This is a genomic window from Bradyrhizobium sp., assembly GCF_022844465.1.
In the GTDB taxonomy this organism is placed as follows: Bacteria; Pseudomonadota; Alphaproteobacteria; order Rhizobiales; family Xanthobacteraceae; genus Bradyrhizobium.
Genome location: NZ_JALHLP010000001.1, coordinates 382,578 through 400,224, shown reverse-complemented (window position 1 = coordinate 400,224; position 17,647 = coordinate 382,578). Strand labels below are relative to the sequence as shown.

General features: G+C 66.9%; 14 protein-coding genes. 5 read left to right on the top strand and 9 right to left on the bottom strand.

Translation table 11 applies throughout. The features are described from left to right. Positions 1 to 7: 7 nt before the first annotated feature. The 4 genes from Q0D31_RS02000 to dprA form a co-directional block, all read right to left on the bottom strand. Positions 8 to 448 carry a DUF983 domain-containing protein gene (locus tag Q0D31_RS02000; protein WP_291843808.1) on the bottom strand — a complete coding sequence of 147 codons (441 nt, stop codon included), beginning with the start codon at positions 446 to 448 and terminating at the stop codon, positions 8 to 10. Next, positions 445 to 2,778, bottom strand: coding sequence for a ribonuclease R (gene rnr / locus Q0D31_RS01995; protein WP_291843806.1), 2,334 nt, complete (start codon positions 2,776 to 2,778; stop codon positions 445 to 447). The genes Q0D31_RS02000 and rnr overlap by 4 nt, the downstream gene beginning before the upstream one ends. Further along, entirely contained in the window at positions 2,779 to 5,532 is a 2,754-nt protein-coding gene (gene topA, locus Q0D31_RS01990; protein ID WP_291843803.1) for a type I DNA topoisomerase, read from the bottom strand. Between the two features lie 282 nt (positions 5,533 to 5,814). Continuing rightward, on the bottom strand, positions 5,815 to 6,933 hold the full coding sequence (gene dprA / locus Q0D31_RS01985; RefSeq protein WP_291843800.1) for a DNA-processing protein DprA: 1,119 nt from the start codon (positions 6,931 to 6,933) through the stop codon (positions 5,815 to 5,817). A gap of 122 nt (positions 6,934 to 7,055) precedes the next feature. Between dprA and Q0D31_RS01980 the strand changes: the two genes are divergently transcribed. Then, positions 7,056 to 8,297: an amidase gene (locus Q0D31_RS01980; RefSeq protein WP_291843797.1), complete on the top strand. Its 1,242-nt coding sequence runs from the start codon at positions 7,056 to 7,058 to the stop codon at positions 8,295 to 8,297. Positions 8,298 to 8,299: 2 nt separating this feature from the next. Here the strand turns inward: Q0D31_RS01980 and plsY are convergent, their stop codons facing one another. The 3 genes from plsY to Q0D31_RS01965 all read right to left on the bottom strand — a co-directional run bounded on the left by plsY (position 8,300) and on the right by Q0D31_RS01965 (position 11,287). Beyond that, positions 8,300 to 8,893 (bottom strand): glycerol-3-phosphate 1-O-acyltransferase PlsY, encoded by a 594-nt coding sequence (plsY, locus tag Q0D31_RS01975; RefSeq protein ID WP_291843794.1) that lies wholly within the window; start codon positions 8,891 to 8,893, stop codon positions 8,300 to 8,302. Between the two features lie 137 nt (positions 8,894 to 9,030). Beyond that, positions 9,031 to 10,332, bottom strand: coding sequence for a dihydroorotase (locus tag Q0D31_RS01970; RefSeq protein WP_291843792.1), 1,302 nt, complete (start codon positions 10,330 to 10,332; stop codon positions 9,031 to 9,033). 1 nt (position 10,333) lies between these two features. Continuing rightward, positions 10,334 to 11,287, bottom strand: coding sequence for an aspartate carbamoyltransferase catalytic subunit (locus Q0D31_RS01965; protein ID WP_291843790.1), 954 nt, complete (start codon positions 11,285 to 11,287; stop codon positions 10,334 to 10,336). Positions 11,288 to 11,450: 163 nt separating this feature from the next. On the opposite strand from Q0D31_RS01965, the gene Q0D31_RS01960 reads away from it, so the two are divergent. The 4 genes from Q0D31_RS01960 (at position 11,451) to Q0D31_RS01945 (ending at position 16,170) form a co-directional block, all read left to right on the top strand. Beyond that, the gene (locus Q0D31_RS01960) at positions 11,451 to 12,866 is read left to right on the top strand and encodes a caspase family protein (RefSeq protein WP_291843786.1); all 1,416 of its coding nucleotides are present in this window, start codon (positions 11,451 to 11,453) and stop codon (positions 12,864 to 12,866) included. Between the two features lie 29 nt (positions 12,867 to 12,895). Further along, entirely contained in the window at positions 12,896 to 13,642 is a 747-nt protein-coding gene (locus Q0D31_RS01955) for a M15 family metallopeptidase (RefSeq protein WP_291846639.1), read from the top strand. Positions 13,643 to 13,665: 23 nt separating this feature from the next. Next, positions 13,666 to 15,309 (top strand): acyl-CoA dehydrogenase family protein, encoded by a 1,644-nt coding sequence (locus Q0D31_RS01950; RefSeq protein WP_291843774.1) that lies wholly within the window; start codon positions 13,666 to 13,668, stop codon positions 15,307 to 15,309. A 78-nt stretch (positions 15,310 to 15,387) separates the two neighbouring features. Then, positions 15,388 to 16,170 (top strand): CPBP family intramembrane glutamic endopeptidase, encoded by a 783-nt coding sequence (locus Q0D31_RS01945; RefSeq protein WP_291846638.1) that lies wholly within the window; start codon positions 15,388 to 15,390, stop codon positions 16,168 to 16,170. On the opposite strand, the gene Q0D31_RS01940 is transcribed toward Q0D31_RS01945, so the two are convergent. Next, positions 16,171 to 17,100 carry an AEC family transporter gene (locus Q0D31_RS01940; RefSeq protein ID WP_291843766.1) on the bottom strand — a complete coding sequence of 310 codons (930 nt, stop codon included), beginning with the start codon at positions 17,098 to 17,100 and terminating at the stop codon, positions 16,171 to 16,173. It abuts the gene before it with no gap. 2 nt (positions 17,101 to 17,102) lie between these two features. Beyond that, positions 17,103 to 17,585: a Holliday junction resolvase RuvX gene (gene ruvX, locus Q0D31_RS01935; protein WP_291843764.1), complete on the bottom strand. Its 483-nt coding sequence runs from the start codon at positions 17,583 to 17,585 to the stop codon at positions 17,103 to 17,105. Between the last annotated feature and the right edge of the window lie 62 nt (positions 17,586 to 17,647).

The window sequence follows — 17,647 nt, the reverse complement described above, 5'->3', positions numbered from 1 at the left end:
GGTTTAGCTACACCGGAGGAATGCCACCAGCGGGATTGTCGTCAAAGCCGTGCATCCGCAAGGCCCATTGCAGCCCCACGACCGCGCCCTTGACCGGCTGCAACAGCAGCATTGAAAGGGCGAATGTCAGCGGCAGGTAGATCGCCAGTTGCAGCCACACTTCCGGTGAGTAATTGGTTTCGATCCACAGCGCCGCGGGCACCACCATGTGGCCGACGACGACGATCACGAGATAGGCCGGCAGATCATCCGCACGATGCGGCGTCAAATCGAGTCCGCAGGACGGGCAATCGTCGGCGGTCTTCAGGAAGGCGCGAAACATCCTGCCTTCGCCGCAGCGCGGGCAGCGACAGCGAAAGCCGCGCTTCATCGCGGTCCAGAGATCGCGCTTTTCGCCCCGCACGCTATCCCGGGTCCAGACAGTGGTTGCGACGCTCACGGTTCTCATGACTTGCCTCTCTTCGGTTTGCCCGACCTGGCTTTGCCGGACTTGCCCTTGTGGGACTTGCGGGCCTTGTCGCGCGGGCTGCGGCCCGGATGCGATTTCGACGACGTCGCCGAAACCCCGGCGCCGTCGCGTTTTCTGCCGCGCTGGATGACCTTGCCTTCCGACAGCAATTCGAACCGCAGCGCCCCCGCCACCGGGGCTGCTTCTACCAGACGCACGTCGACAACGTCACCCAGCCGGTGCATGGCACCGCTGCGTGAACCGACGAGCGCATGGCGTGCCTCGTCGTAATTGTAATACTCGGCGCCAAGGGTGCGGATCGGGATCAGCCCGTCGGCGCCGGTATCCGAAAGCTTGACGAACAACCCGGCGCGGGTGACGCCGGAAATGCGGCCCTGAAACGTCGCGCCGATGCGGTCGGCCAGAAAATGCGCGATCAGGCGGTCCGCGGTCTCGCGTTCCGCCTTCATGGCGCGGCGCTCGGTGACGGAGATCTGCGCCGCGACCTCGGCCAGGCTTTCCAGCGTCTCGGTTTCCGGCAGCGCGCCTTCGCCGAGACCGAGCGCGCGGATCAGCGCGCGATGCACGATCAGGTCGGCGTAGCGCCGGATCGGCGAGGTAAAATGCGCGTAGCGGCGCAGGTTGAGGCCGAAATGGCCGTAATTCTCCGACGAGTATTCCGCCTGCGCCTGCGAGCGCAACACCACCTCGTTGACCAGCGGTTCGTAATCCTCGCCGCGAACCTGGCCCAGCACGCGGTTGAACAGGGAAGGGCGCAACGCGCCGCCCTTGGCGAACGGCAGATCGAGGGTCTTCAGGAACTCCTGGAGGTTATGAATCTTCTCCTGGGTCGGCTCGTCATGCACCCGATAGATCAGCGGCAGGGCCTTCTTTTCCAGCATTTCGGCCGCGGCGACGTTGGCGAGGATCATGAATTCCTCGATCAGCCGGTGCGCATCGAGCCGCTCCGGCACGATGACGCGATCAACCGAACCGTCCGCCTTGAGCAGGATCTTGCGCTCGGGCAGGTCGAGGTCGAGCGGATCGCGCTCGTCGCGCGCGAGCTTGACCAGCGCATAGGCCGCGTAGAGCGGCTTCAGGATCGGTTCCAGCAGCGGGCCGGTCAAATCGTCGGGCCGCCCGTCGATCGCGGCCTGGGCCTGCGCGTAGCTCAGTTTCGCGGCCGATCGCATCAGCACGCGGTGGAAGCTGTGGGCGCGCTTGCGGCCATCGGGGCCGATCACCAGCCGCACCGCCAGCGCGCCGCGCGGCTGGCCCGGCACCAGCGAGCAGAGATCGTTGGAGATGCGCTCGGGCAGCATCGGCACCACGCGGTCAGGGAAGTAGACCGAATTGCCGCGCGTCAGGGCGTCGCGATCGAGCGCCGATCCCGGCCGTACATAGAAGGCGACGTCGGCGATGGCGACATGGACGACGTAGCCACCCTTGTTGCCGGAATCGGAATCGGGCGCGGCATGCACCGCGTCGTCATGATCCTTGGCGTCGGGTGGATCGATGGTGACGAGCGGCAATTCGCGCCAGTCCTCGCGGCCCTTCAGCGTCGCTGGCTGCGCTTCCTCGGCTTCGCGCACCGCGCCTGGTGCGAAGGCCTGCGGAATCTCGTGGGAATGGATCGCGATCAGGCTGATCGCCTTTTCGCTCGAAAGCGATCCCAGCCGCTCTTTCACCTTGCCGGCGGCGGGGCCATAGCCGCGCGCGCGGATGAGATCGACGCTGACGAGGTCGCCATCCTCGGCGCCGCCGGTGTCGGCAGGCGCAATGTTCAGTTCGCGTCCGGCCTGCTTCTTGTCGACGGGAACCAGCCGGCCGCCGCCGTTGGGGGTTTTGCGGAAGATGCCGAGCAGGCGGGTGCGGGCGTGGTCGATTACCTTGATGACGCGCCCGCGATAGAGCGCGCCGCCGCCCTCATCCAGCTTTTCGACCCGCATCAGCGCGCGGTCGCCGACGCCGGCGGCGGTTCCGGGCTGCGGACGGCGCGGAACGTGAATGCGGATTCTCGGCGCGGGCCCGTCCTGCTCGGTGTCCCACTCGGTGGGCGTCGCCAGCAATTCGCCATCGGTGTCGCGGCCGGTGATGTCGGCGACCACGGTGGCCGGCAGGGTGGCGGGCTCCTGGATCTTCCGCCCGCGTTTGGCGACCGCGCCTTCGTCGGCGAGCTCGCGCAGGATACGCTTCAGCTCAACGCGATCCGCGTTCTTCAGGCCGAACTCGCGGGCGATTTCCCGCGTCCCGACCGTGCCCGGATTGGCGCGGATGAAGGCGACGATGGCGTCCCGGGCCGGAAAGCCATGATCGGGTTTTCTCTTCACTTAACCCCGCGCCTTGCCCGCGCTTTTCTTCGCAGGCGTTTTGGATGCTGTTGGCTTTGCCGCCGATGTCTTGGCGGCCGAGGCGACCGGGGCGCGCGCCTTGCTGACGGCTTCCGGTTTCGGCTTCGCCGCAACCTTCTTCGCGGCCGCCTTCTTGATAGGCTTTGGTGCGTCGGCCGCGGCGGCTTTGGCGGGGGCCTTCTTCGGCGCGGCCTTCCTGGCCCCGCGCTTGACCTTGCCGCCGCCCTTGGCGGCGCGCTCGTCGATCAAGGCGATGGCCTCGGCGAGCGTGATCGTCTCCGGCGTCTTGTCGCTCGGGATCGTGGCGTTGACGCCGCCGGCGGTGACATAAGCGCCGTAGCGGCCGTTCTTCACCGCGACGCCGCCAAGGCTCGGATGCTCGCCCAGCGGCTTGCCGGGATCGGCGCCGAAGCGGCGGCCGCTCGGACCCTTTGCAATCTTCTCCGCGATCAAGGTCACCGCGCGATTGAGGCCGATGTCGAACACCTCGTCGCCGGCTTCCAGGCTCGCATAGGTCTTTTCGTGGCGCACGAACGGGCCGAAGCGGCCGATGCCGGCGGTGATCGGCTCGCCGGTTTCCGGATGCTTGCCGATCTCGCGCGGCAGCGACAACAGTTTCAACGCCAGGTCGAGTTCAATGTCGCCGGGCGACATGTTTTTCGGGAGGCCGGCGCGCCGGGGCTTTTCGCCCTCGGCATAATCCTTCTGCTCGCCGAGCTGGATGTAGGGTCCGAAGCGTCCGGCCTTCACCGTCACATCGCGACCGGTTTCCGGGTCCGGGCCGAGGACGCGGTCGGCGCTGGCCTCGCCATCGGCGGCCAGCGGACGGGTATGGCGGCACTCCGGATAGTTCGAGCAGCCGACAAAGGCCCCGAACTTTCCGGCCTTCAAATTCAGCTTGCCGGTGCCGCAGGTCGGGCACTGCCTGACGTCGCCGCCGTCGGCGCGGGCGGGGTAGATGTGCGGCCCCAGCATGTCGTCGAGGGTGTCCAGCACTTCTGAGACGCGAACGTCCTTGATGTCATTGACCGCGCCGGAAAAGCCGACCCAGAATTCCTTCAGCACCTGTTGCCAGGAAATTTCGTTGTTGGAGATGCGGTCGAGCTGCTCTTCGAGGGCCGCGGTGAAGTCATACTCCACATAACGCGCGAAGAAATTCTCCAGGAACGCGACCACGACGCGGCCCTTGTCCTCGCCGTACAGCCGCTTCTTCTCCAGCTTGACATAGCCGCGGTCCTTCAGCACCTGCAGGATCGAGGCATAGGTCGAGGGACGGCCGATGCCGAGTTCTTCCATCCGCTTGACCAGCGACGCTTCGGAGAAGCGCGGCGGCGGCTCGGTGAAATGCTGGGTGACGGCGAGTTCCTGCTTCTTCAGCGCCTCGCCCGCGCTCATGGCCGGCAGGCGGCGCGAATCCTCGTCGTCAGCTTCGTCGTCCTTGCCTTCCTGGTAGAGCGCAAGGAAGCCGTCGAATTTCACGACCTGGCCGCTGGCGCGCAGTTCGAGCAGGCGGGAGCCCGCCTTCGCCGCGATATCCACGGTGGTTCGTTCCAGTTCGGCCGATTCCATCTGGCTGGCGATGGTGCGGATCCAGATCAATTCATAGAGCTTGGCCTGGTCGGTATCGAGGCGGCGGCGCATCTCGACCGGCCGTCGCGACAGATCGGTCGGTCGGATCGCTTCATGCGCTTCCTGCGCGTTCTTGGCCTTGGTCTGGTACTGGCGCGGCGCGTCCGGCACATAGGCGTTGCCGTAATCCTCGCCGATCACTTTGCGGGCCTGGGTGATCGCGGAGCCGTCGATCTGCACGCCGTCGGTTCGCATGTAGGTGATGAGGCCGGTGGTCTCGCCGCCGATGTCGATGCCTTCATAGAGCCGCTGCGCGATCCGCATCGTATGCGCCGGGGCAAAGCCGAGCTTGCGGCTGGCTTCCTGCTGCAGCGTCGAGGTGGTGAAGGGCGCCTGCGGATTGCGGCGCGCGGGTTTTGCCTCCACGGTCGAAACCGAGAAGCTCGCGGCCTCGATCGCCTTCTTGAGGTCTTCGGCTTCCGCGCCGGTGCCGATATCTAGACGCTGGATCTTCCTGCCGTCGGCGCCGACCAGGCGCGCCTCGAACGCGTCGCCGCGCGGCGTCGTCAGGGTCGCGACCAGCGACCAGTATTCGCGCGGCACGAATTTTTCGATCTCGAGCTCGCGGTCGCAGACCAGCCGCAGTGCGACCGATTGAACGCGTCCTGCCGAGCGCGCGCCCGGCAGCTTGCGCCACAGCACCGGCGACAGGGTGAAGCCGACCAGATAATCCAGCGCCCGGCGCGCCATGTAGGCGTCGACCAGCGCGCCGTCGATCTGGCGCGGCGACTTCATCGCATCGGTCACCGCCTGCTTGGTGATGGCGTTGAACACCACGCGCTCGATCTTCTGGTCCTTCAGCGCGCGCTTCTCCTTCATGACCTCCAGCACGTGCCATGAGATCGCCTCGCCCTCGCGATCGGGGTCGGTTGCCAGGATCAGGCGGTCGGCGCCCTTGAGGGCCTTGGCGATGTCGTTAAGCCGGCCGGCGGCCTTGGGGTCGATCTCCCAGATCATCTGGAAATTGGCCTCGGGATCGACCGATCCGTTCTTGGCGGGGAGGTCACGGACATGGCCGAACGAGGCCAGAACCTCGTAGGAGGCGCCCAGATATTTGTTGATCGTCTTGGCCTTCGCCGGCGACTCCACGATGACGATATTCATGTTATTCCAATAGCTTACAGGGAAATGTGAAGGAGGGTTCCGCAAGACTCGCGGGTCAGCCTGTTGGCAGCGAACATGGGTGGTAGGGAGGCCCCTGTCAAATCGGCAGATGTTAACGGGGCCCTTTGGGCGGTCGCGCAGCGATCCGGTTCCCCAGTCAAGTAGAGCCTGGGAGCCCGTGAGGACAGACGCGTATATGTTTGATTACAATACAATATTGTCAGTTACCGATGCGGTGGCCAACGAGGGTCCCGGCATCGCCGCCGCCGGGACCGCGGTCCGCTAGATCAGAGACACCAGCCCGCCGCCATGGCGCTCCAGGCGTCCGGCAAGTTCCAGTTCGAGCAGGACGGCGCGCACGCTCGCCGGCGAGGTTCCGGCCATCCGGATCAGGTCGTCGAGGCTGACCGGGCTTGGTCCCAGCAAGCCAATGATGCGATCGCGGTCGCCCGCATCGGTCTCGAAATCGAGTGGCTCGCCATCGGGCTCGCCGGCTCCCAGCGCCAGCGGGCGTTCCATGATCGGCGCGACGGCATCGATGACGTCGCCGGCTTCGGTGACCAGAGTTGCACCCTGTTTGATCAGATCGTTGGCGCCGGCGGCGCGCGGGTCGAGCGGCGAGCCCGGCACGGCGAAAACCTCGCGGCCCTGCTCGGCGGCCATTCGTGCCGTGATCAGCGAGCCGGAGCGGTGCGCGGCCTCCACCACCACGACGCCGAGCGATGCGCCGGAAATCAGGCGGTTGCGGCGGGGAAAGTCGCGGGCGCGCGGTATGTGGCCGAGCGGCATTTCGGAGATCGCGCCGCCACGTTCGAGCAGGGCGGCCAGCAAATCCTCGTGCTCGGCCGGATAGATCCGGTCGTGGCCACCGGCCAGCACGGCGACCGTGCCGCTGCCGATCGTGGCGCGATGCGCGGACTGATCGATGCCGCGCGCCAGCCCGGAGATGACGACGAAGCCGGCCTCGCCGAGGTCGCGCGCCAGCTGGCCGGCGAATTTCAGCCCGGCGCCGGAGGCGTTGCGGGAACCGACGATCGCAATCATCGGCCCCATCAGCGCCTCAGGCGCGCCCCGCACGCCGAGCAGAGGCGGCGCATCGTCCAGCGTCGCCAGCCGGGGCGGATAGGCGGCTTCGCCCGGCGCTACCAGCGCCACGCCGATCTTGCCAGCGGCCGCGAGTTCGGCGCGTGCTTCGTCCTCGCCGCAGATGCGCCCCGAACGCGTGGCGCCGCCACGTCGCGCCAGATCGGGTAGCCGTTCCAGCGCCGCTTGCGCATTGCCGAAATGGGCGATGAGCGAGTTGAAGGTGCGCGGGCCGACATTGTCGCTGCGGATCAGCCGCAGCCGGTGGAGGCGTTCGGTGTCGGAGAGACGCAGAGTGCTGGGCGCCCGGTCATGCATGCGGGCGCAGCTTTGCCCAACCGGAGATTGCGATCAACCGGTTTGATGGCGCAAGGCGCTTCCGCTTGCTCAATACCGGCGCGCTCCCTAACCTGCGTCGTCACCCTAGGAAACACGTCGCCATGATCTCGCTCGCCGAACTCCAGCGCCGTATCGATGCCGGCGAGCTTTCCGCAGACGCCGCCATCGCGCAGTCGCTGGAGGCGATCGGCGCGCAGGATGAGGCCATCGGCGCGTTCGTTTGCCATGCCGACCATGCCAGGGCGCAAAGCGCGGGGCCGCTGCGCGGCATCGCGGTCGGAATCAAGGACATCATGGACACGGCGGATTTCCCGACCGAGATGGGGTCACCGATCTACCGGGGACACCGGCCGCGCGGCGATGCGGCCGTGGTGATGCTCCTAAAGCAGGCAGGCGCGACCATCATCGGCAAGACCACGACCACGGCGTTCGCCTCGGTCGATCCGACCGCGACGCTCAATCCGCGCAACCAGGCCCATACGCCCGGCGGATCGTCATCCGGCTCGGCGGCCGCGGTTGCAGCCGGCATGGTCCCGCTGGCGCTGGGCACCCAGACCGGCGGCTCGATGATCCGGCCGGCCTCGTTCTGCGGCGTCGCCGCGATCAAGCCGTCGTACCGCCTGCTGCCGACCGTCGGCGTGAAATGCTATTCGTGGACGCTCGATACCGTGGGCCTGTTCGCATCAGGCGTCGATGACGTCGCGCGCGGGCTTGCGGCGATGACCGGGCGGGGCGAATTGCTGCTGCCGTCCACCATTGCGACCCCGCGCATCGGCGTCGTGACGCAGGATTTTGCCGGCGCGCCGGAGGCGTCAGGCGCGGAGGCATTGCGGATCGCGGCAAAGGCGGCCGAGCGCGCCGGCGCCTCGTTGCGCGAATTGACCATGCCCGCGATTATCGCCGAGGCGTGGCGCGCCCAGCCGGTGGTGCAGGAATTCGAGGCGCACCGGGCGCTCGCCTGGGAGTACCGCGAGAACTACGATGCCATGGCGCCGCTGTTGCGGGCCAGGCTTGACGATAGCCGGGACACGACCCCGGCGGCCTATGACGCGGCGGTGGAAACCGCCGATCGCGCGCGACAGGCTCTGGCACGTGTGTTCGAGGACATTGACGTGCTGCTGACCTTGTCGGCGCCCGGCGCCGCGCCGCACGGCTTGGCCTCGACCGGCGACGCCCGTTACAACCGGCTGTGGACGCTGATGGGGGTGCCCTGCGTCAATGTTCCCGCGCTGATCGCGGACGGCGGCTTGCCGGTGGGGGTGCAGGTGATCGCGCGGTATGGCGCGGATGCGCAGGCGTTGGTGGCGGCGCGATTCGTCGAGCAGGCGCTGGCGCGGCGATAGGGCTACTTCGCGCCGATCTTGCCTTCGGTGCCTGCCTGCAGCCGCTTGATGTTCTCGCGGTGCTTCCAGAACAGCAGCAATGTCAGAACGACTGCGAGCGACGCCAGCGCGGGATGGCCGAACCACCACAGGAAAAGCGGCGTGACAAAGGCTGCGACCAGTCCCGAGAGCGACGAATAGCGCGTGGCAAAGGCGGTCGCGAGCCAGATCAGGCAGAACATCAGGGCTGCCGGCCAGAACAGACCGATCAGGACACCGATATAGGTGGCGACACCCTTGCCGCCGTTGAATTTGAGCCAGACCGGAAACAGATGGCCGAGGAACGCGCCCAGCGCCGCCAGCATCGCCGCATGCGGGCCGCCGTAATAACCCATGAGGACCACCGCGAGCGTGCCCTTGAGTGCGTCGCCGATCAGGGTCGCCGCGGCGAGGCCCTTGTGGCCGGTGCGCAGCACGTTGGTGGCGCCGATGCTGCGCGAGCCGATCGAACGCAGGTCCTGGGTGCCGGCGAATTTGGTCAGCACCAGCCCGAACGGAATCGAGCCGAGCAAATAGCCGACCGGCAACGCCAGCGCGAGGAATGCATCCGACATCATGAACGTTGCTCCCGCCGCGCCTTGTTTCCTGCGCTAGAGCGGGATGACTTTTCTTCGAATCGTCATCCCGGTCCAGCTCATTATTTCTTAAGCATGATCTTTTCGGAAAACCGCTACACACTTTTCCGGTTCATGCTCTAGACATGCTCATAGACGGTTCGTCCGCCCACGATAGTACGGGCGACGCGGCCCGAAAAGCGGGCTTCGTCGAAAGGCGTGTTCTTGCATTGCGATTTGAGGTCGGCGGGATCGAGCACCCATGGCGTATCCGGATCGATCACGACCACATCGGCCGGGGAACCGGCGCGCAGCGAGCCGCCGGGAAGGCCGAGCAGTTCCGCAGGCCTGGTCGACATCGCCCGGATCAGCGTCTTGAAATCCATCTCGCCATTGTGGATCAGGCGTAGCGCCGCCGGCAGCATGGTCTGCAGCCCGACCGCGCCGCTAGCGGCTTCCGCGAACGGCAGCCGCTTGACCTCGACATCCTGCGGATTGTGGTCGGACATCACGACGTCGATCAAGCCGGAGGCGAGGGCGGCGACCAGCGCGAGGCGGTCGTCCTCGGTGCGCAGCGGCGGCGACAGTTTCAGGAAGGTGCGATAGGGGCCGATGTCGTTCTCGTTCAGGGTGACGTGGTTGATCGAGACCGAAGCTGAGACGGCGAGCCCGGCGTCGCGCGCGCGCTTGAGGATTTCCAGCGACTCGATCGACGACAGCGAGGCGGCGTGGTAGCGCCCGCCGGTCAGCGCCACCAGCCGCATGTCGCGCTCCAGCATCACGGCTTCGGCGGCGTTGGGAATGCCGACGAGACCTAGCCTGGCGGCGAATTCGCCCTCGTTCATCACGCCTTCGCCGACGAGGTCGGGGTCCTCGGTGTGATGCACGATGAGCGCGTCGAAATCCCGCGCATAGGTCAGCGCGCGGCGCATCACTTGGGCGTTGGTGACGCTCTTGTCGCCATCGGTGAAGGCGACCGCGCCGGCCGCCTTCAATAGTCCGATCTCGGTCATCTCCTCGCCGCGCATGCCCTTGGTCAGCGCCGCCATCGGGTAGATGTTGACGATCGCGGTGTCGCGGGCGCGGCGCAGCACGAAGTCGACCGTCGCGGAATTGTCGATGACCGGCGAGGTGTCCGGCTGGCAGATGATGGTGGTGATGCCGCCGGCGGCCGCGGCCTGGCTGGCGGAGGCAAAGGTTTCGCGATGGCCGGCGCCGGGCTCGCCGACAAAGGCGCGCATGTCGATCAGCCCGGGGGCGACGATCTTGCCGGCGCAGTTGACGATGTCGGTGCCTTCGGGGACGCCGGCGGCGCCGATGCCGCGCCGGGCGTCACGGATCACGCCGTCGGCGATCAGGACGTCGCCAGGGCCGTCGAAATCCCTGGAGGGATCGATGATGCGGGCGTTGGCAAGCAGGATGGGGCGGCGGTCGGTCAGCATCTCAGGCGTTCGGCAGGTTGCGGGCGAGCGCTTCCAGCACCGCCATCCGCACCGCCACTCCCATTTCCACCTGTTCGCGGATCAGCGACTGCGCGCCGTCGGCCACGATCGAGTCGATCTCCACGCCGCGGTTCATCGGCCCCGGATGCATCACCAGCGCATCCGGTTTGGCGTAGGCCAGCTTCTTCTGATCGAGGCCGAAATAATGGAAGTATTCCTGGCTCGAGGGTACGAAGGAGCCGTTCATGCGCTCGCGCTGCAGCCGCAGCGTCATGACGATGTCGGCGCCGTTGAGGCCCTCGCGCATGTCGCGCGCGACCTCGACGCCCATCCGCTCGATGCCGCGCGGCAGCAGCGTCGAGGGCGCCACCACGCGGACGCGGGCGCCCATGGTGTTGAGCAGCAGGATATTGGAGCGCGCCACCCGCGAGTGCATCACGTCGCCGCAGATCGCGATGACGAGCCCTTCCAGCCGGCCCTTGTTGCGGCGGATGGTGAGCGCGTCCAGCAGCGCCTGGGTCGGATGCTCATGGCTGCCGTCGCCGGCGTTGATCACGGAACCGTCGACCTTGCGGGCGAGCAGTTCCACCGCGCCGGAGGCGTGGTGGCGCACCACCAGGATGTCCGGGTGCATGGCGTTGAGGGTCATCGCGGTGTCGATCAGCGTCTCGCCCTTGCGGATCGAGGACGAGGAAACCGACATGTTCATGACGTCGGCGCCGAGCCGCTTTCCGGCCAGTTCGAACGAGGATTGGGTACGGGTCGAGGCCTCGAAGAACAGGTTGACCTGGGTGCGACCGCGCAAGCTGGTGCGCTTCTTGTCCACCTGGCGGTTGAGCTCGACATACTCCTCGGAGAGGTCGAGCAGGCCGGTGATGTCGGCAGCCGAAAGCCCCTCGATTCCCAGCAGGTGCCGGTGTCCGAGGACGAAGGTCGATTTCGATGCAGGGGTCATTAAAGCCAGAGCTATAGGCAGAGATGCCGCGCGGGGCAAGTCACAAATCCCCCGGCCGGACTTATCCACCAGCGCTTCGGCAACAGGGTAAACGCCGCCGGATGGTGTTGCGGGCCCGGAGTTAGGCTAGGATGGCGCGGATCGGCACGAGATGCATGAGGCCATGGAAAAGCTACGGCATTTCATTCAATCCGTTCGGATCGCCTCGCGGACGCTGCTGATGGCGGTCGCATGGCTCGTGCTCGCCGGCCTGGCGGCCACGCCGGCCGCCGCCGAGCGGCGGATCGCGCTTGCCATCGGCAATGATCTCTATCCCAATCTGCCCGCCGACCGGCAGCTGAAGAAGGCCGCCAACGACGCCACCACGATCGCGGCGACCCTGAAATCGCTGGGTTTCGAGGTGATCGTCGGCACCAATCTCGGCCGCCAGGCGATGATCGACAAGCTTGCGGAGTTCACCGCGCGGCTGCAGCCGGGCGACACGGCGGCCTTGTTCTTTGCCGGCCATGGCGTCGCGATCGCGGGCGTCAACTACCTGGTCCCGAGCGACGTGCCGGCCGTCACCGAAGGCGCGGAAGCGCGGGTGCGCGGAGCCTCGCTCGCCGAGCCCGACCTGATTGCCGAGTTGCAGGCAAAGTCGGTCCGGGTGGCGCTGCTGGTGATCGACGCCTGCCGCGACAATCCGTTCCCGCGCGCCGCCGGCCGCTCGATCGGCAACACGCGGGGGCTCGCCGACGCCCGTCCTGCGCGCGGCATCTTCACGCTGTATTCCGCCGGCATCGGCCAGACCGCGCTGGACCGGCTCGGCGGCCGCGACGCCGCCCACAATTCGGTGTTCACGCGGGTATTCGCCGAGCAGTTGAAGCGCCCCGACCTGCATCTGGGCGACCTCGCCGTCGAGGTGCGCGAGCGCGTCGCCGCGCTGGCGCTGCAGGCCACCGACGAGCAGGGCCAGCCGGCGCCGCACGAGCAGACGCCGGCCTATTACGATCAGACCCTCGGCGGCCGCATCTACCTCGCCGGGCTGTCGAGCGCCAACCGCATCGAGCAACCGGAGACCAAGTTTGCAAGCGCGTCGCCGGAACCGGAGCGGGCGGCGCGAACGTCGCGGCCGGGCGCGCCGGGCGAAAGCTGCGCCCGCAACGGCGCCGAGACCTATTGCGTCAGTTCGGTGCTCAAGCCGCAGTTCGGCAATTCCTACGGCGCGCAGAACCTGTTCAACGCTTCCAGCGCCACCGCGTGGGTGGAGGGCAGGGACGGCAATGGCGTCGGCGAGTGGATCACGGTCGAGTTCGACGCCGTGCGGCTGGTGAAATCCATCCACGTCCAGAACGGCTACCAGAAGAACAACGACATCTTCCGCAAGAACAACCGCGTGCGCCAGTTGCGCGCGGTGTTCTCGCAAGGCGAGACGCAGACGTTCAGTCTGCGCGATGGCCTCGGCGAGGAAGTTCTGACATTGCCGACGCCGGTACGGGCCTACTGGGTCAAGTTCATCATCGAGGACGTCTGGGCCGGCAACAAATACACGGATACCGCGATCAGCAAGCTGCTGGTCGGCTCGGAGCGGGTGCAGTGATCCGTGCCAGGAGGCGCGCCAAGGCATCGATGGCGCTTGCTGCGGTCTGCCTGGCAAGTTGTCTCGCCAGCGCAGTCGCTGAGGCGCAAAAGCTGCCGTCCGGCTTCGTCTATCTGCGTGACATCGACCCGACCATCCTCCAGGACATTCGCTACGCGGGCTCGAACAACTTCGTCGGGCGACCGCTCCGGGGGTATGACGCCGCCGAATGCGTGGTGAAGCGTGAGGTCGGCGTGCTGCTGCGGCAAATCCAGCAAGAGCTGGCGCCGCAGGGTCTGTCGCTGAAGATGCTGGATTGCTACCGCCCGGCGCGGGCGACCGCCGACATCGTGGTCTGGTCGCGCGACGGCCACGAAACCCGAGCGCAGAAGCGCTACCACCCGGCGCTCGACAAGGTCGATCTGTTTCGCCTCGGCTACATCGCCGAACGCTCCGGCCATTCCACCGGCGCCGCGCTCGACCTCACGCTGGTCGATCTGAAAGCCGACAACTCAGCCACGTTCGACCCCGCCCGGGATTACGCCGACTGCGTCGCCAACGCCGACATTCGCGCGCCGGAAGGCAGCGTCGACATGGGCACCGGCTTCGACTGTTCCGACGTCAGGTCGCACACCCAGGCGACATCGATCACGGCGGCCCAGCGCCGGTGGCGGCAGAAACTGGTAGAGGTGATGACGCGGCGAGGATTCGTAAACTATTGGAAGGAATGGTGGCATTTTTCGCTGCCGGGGGCGGGCGGCCAGGCCTATGATTTCCCGATTCCGCGACGCAACTGATTTTCGGCTTGTCAGGACCCGCCATGAGACAGGTGCCGTTCGAGACCCACGAGGTGTTCAACCAGTCGCCGCCGTTTTGCGACGTCGATCTGTATGCGCTCGACAGGCCGCTGGTCGAGGCGGTCGCTGCCAATGGCGGCGGCGGGGCGGCGGACGAACTGACGGAGTTCGGCAGGCACTGGGGCTCGGCCGCGGTGGCGGAGCAGGGCCGCGCCGCCAACGAAAACACGCCGAAGCTGCGCAGCTTCGATTCGCGCGGCAACCGCCGCGACGAGGTTGAATATCATCCCGCCTACCACGAGCTGATGGCGCAAAGCGCGCGGGCTGGCCTCCATAACTCCACCTGGAACGCGGCGGGCAAGCCGGAAGGCGGCGCCTCCGAGGTGATCCGCGCAGCGAAGTTCTACATGGCCGCGCAGGTCGAGACCGGGCATCTCTGCCCGATCACCATGACGCGGGCGTCGGTCGCGGCGCTGGCCGAGCAGCCGGACCTGCTGGCGAAAGTGATGCCGGTACTGGGGACACGCGTCTATGACCCGGCTTTTGCGCCTTGGCCGACCAAGCGCGGCATGATGCTCGGCATGGGCATGACCGAGAAGCAGGGCGGCACCGATGTGCGCTCCAACATGACCTGGGCGGAAAGGGACGGCGAAGCCTTCCGGATCACCGGCCATAAATGGTTCATGTCGGCGCCGATGTGCGACGCCTTTCTGGTGCTGGCCCAGGCCGAGGAGGGATTGAGCTGCTTCTTCATGCCGCGCTTTGCGCCCGATGGATCGATCAACGCGATCCGGTTTCAGCGGCTCAAGGACAAGCTCGGCAACCGTTCCAATGCGTCTACAGAGGTGGAATTTCACGGCGCCTATGCCGAGCGCGTCGGCGCCGAGGGCAAGGGCATCAGGACCATTATCCAGATGGTGCAGTTGACGCGGCAGGATTGCGCAATTGCGTCCGCCGGCCTGATGCGATCCGGGCTGGCGCATGCGCTGCACCACGCAAGGCACCGCAGCGTGTTCCAGAAGCACCTCGCCGATCAGCCGCTGATGCAGGCGGTGCTGTCGGACATGGCGCTGCATGTCGAGGCCGTGGTCGCGCTGGTCATGCGGCTGTGCCGGTCGTTTGACCATGCGCCTGACGACGCGAAAGAGGCCGCCTATATGCGGTTGCTGACGCCCGCGATCAAATACTGGGTCTGCAAGAGTGCGCCGGGCTTTCTCTACGAAGCGATGGAGTGCCTGGGCGGCAATGGCTACGTGGAGGAAGGCATTCTGGCGCGGCACTACCGGGAGGCGCCGGTCAATGCGATCTGGGAGGGTTCCGGCAACGTGATGTGCCTCGACGTCCTGCGCGCGATGTCGCGCGAGACCGACGCCGCGCTGGCCGTGCTGCGCGACCTGACCCAGCAGACGAAGGGCTTGTCCGGGGCTGCGGAAGCGGTGACTTCGATCGTGAAGGCCTTCCGCAACCCCGATTCGGAGCGCGTGGCGCGGCTGACGGTCGAAAGGCTGGCGCTGCTGGCCGCGGCCGCTGCGCTCAATGCAGTGTCGCCGCGACCCGCTGAACTGTTTGCCGCCGCCCGCCTTGCGGGGAATCACGCCAGCATGTACGGCGCAGTCGATCTGGCGGCCGACGACATTCGCGGATTGCTCGAACGGGCGCTGCCGTGAACCGGGCGTGTCCAGGAAAGCATGGCTCACCGCGATGACGTCCACCCCGGCGACGTCCAGCTCATTGAAAGCCCACTGATGGATTCCCTTACCCCCGCCGGTCCGGCCGCTGTTGCGCTGGCGACCCCCGATCAGCAACGGCCGCCGCGAATCTGGAAGTTCTGGGGCACGGCGCTGTGGGGCCTGTTCATCTTTGCCGGCATGTTCGTCGGCCAGGCCACCGTCATTGGCTATTTCGTGCTGAGGCAGGGCGGGCCGTTCGATCTCGCCGAGGCGATCCGCATCGTCGGCGGCGGGCTGACGATCTCGCTCTCGGTCATCATGGGGTTGCCGGCGGTGCTGTTCGCAGCCTGGATCGCGATCCGGCCGACTCGCACGCCCTTCGCCGATTATCTGGCGCTGCGCTGGACCTCGTGGCGCAACGTCATGATCGGGGTGGTCGCGCTGGCCGTGCTGGTCGGTTGCTGGGACCTGTTGTCGCGCGCGCTCGGGCGCGAGGTGACGCCGGGCTTCATGGGCGAGGTGCTGAAATCGGCGCAGGTCGACGGCGCGGTGTGGCTGCTGGTGATCGCCTTTTGCGTCGCCGCCCCGGTTTCGGAGGAGATTCTGGCGCGTGGCTTTCTCTATCGCGGCTGGTCGGAATCGCGCATCGGCGTTGTCGGCGCCATCTTCCTGTCGTCGCTGGCGTGGACTTCGGTGCATCTGCAATACGACTGGTTCTTTTTCGGCGAGGTGTTTTCGATCGGGCTGTTGCTCGGTTATCTCCGCTATCGCACCGGCTCGACGTGGCTGACCGTCGTCCTGCACGGCGTCAACAATTCGGCGGCCACGGTCCAGACGTTCTGGCTGGCGGGCTCGTAGCTATAGGAGGGCGGCGAGCGCAATCGCGATCGGCATCGTCACCGCCGCCAGAATGGTCTGCAGCGTGATGATCTGGGCCAATAGCGGCGCGTCGCCGTTCATCTGCCGGGCCAGCACATAGGCGCTCGACGACGCCGGCACCGCCGAACATGCGGCCACGATCGAAAGGCTGGAGCCGGTCAGGCCGAATTTCAGCGCCAGCGTCACTGCGATGACGGGCATCAGCACCAGCTTGAGGAACACGGCGACCGAGGCGGCAAGGCTCGGCCGGAACATGCCTTCGAGCTGCAGGCCGGCGCCGGTGACCAACAGGCCGATGGCGAGCGAGGAGCGCCCGAGCGCATCGGCGACCTCGTGCCATAGTTTGGGGAGCGGGACGTGGGCGAGGTTGAGCGCAAGCCCGATCGCGCAGGCCCAGATCAGGGGATTGGCCACTACGGTCAGAAAGATGGAGCCGATCGACCGCTTTTCCGGCGACGCGTAATGCGCCAGCACCGCGACGCTGAACACGTTGACCAGCGGAATGATGGCGACCATGGCGACGGCGGCCAGCGCCAGCCCGAGATCGCCAAACAAATTGCCGGAGACGGCGAGCGCGACATAGGTCTGCCAGCGGGTTGCGCCCTGGAAGATCGAGGTAAAGGCAGGGCCATCGACCGAAACGCGCGCCAGCAGCGGCCGCAGCGCCAGGCACAGTAGCGACATCAGCAGAACCGAAAGCAGCAGTGCGCCGCCGACGCCGGCGACCGGTACCTGTCCGAGGTCGGCCCTGGCCAGCGACTGCACCAGCAGGACCGGAAACAGCACGTAATAGGTCAGCCGCTCCAACCCGTGCCACTGCGTGTCCGGCCGGATCAGCGTCCGCTTCAGGATGAAGCCGAGCACGATCAGCAGAAACACCGGCAGCAGCGCCGCCGTGACGACCGCCATCGTCAGCGATCCCTGCGCAGTTTCGAAAGCCGGTCCAGCGCGCCCTGCAGGATGAAGATGGCGGCATGCTCGTCGATCACCTCGGCGCGGCGCGCGCGGCTGACATCCATGCCGATCAGCTCGCGCTCGACCGCCGCGGTGGAAAGCCGCTCGTCCCAAAGCGCGATCGCGAGGCCGGTCAGGTTGGAGAAATTGCGGGCAAAGGCGCGGGTCGATTGCGCGCGGGGCCCCTCGCTGCCGTCCATGTTGATGGGCAGTCCGAGCACGAAGCCGACGGCGTTGCGTTCGCCCGATATCGCCAGCAGCCGCGCCGCATCGGCCTTGAACGCCGTGCGATGCAGCGTTTCGACGCCAGTGGCCAGCCGGCGGTCGGGGTCGGAGACCGCGACGCCGATGGTCTTGGTGCCGAGATCGAGGCCTATGAGGGCGCCGCGCTCGGGCCAGTGCGCGACGGCTTCGATCAGCGGGAGAATGGGGGCGGGCATGGTCCCGCATAACACCGGCGAGGCGCGGGCGCAAAGCCGATCCTGGCGCGGCGCCTTTGACG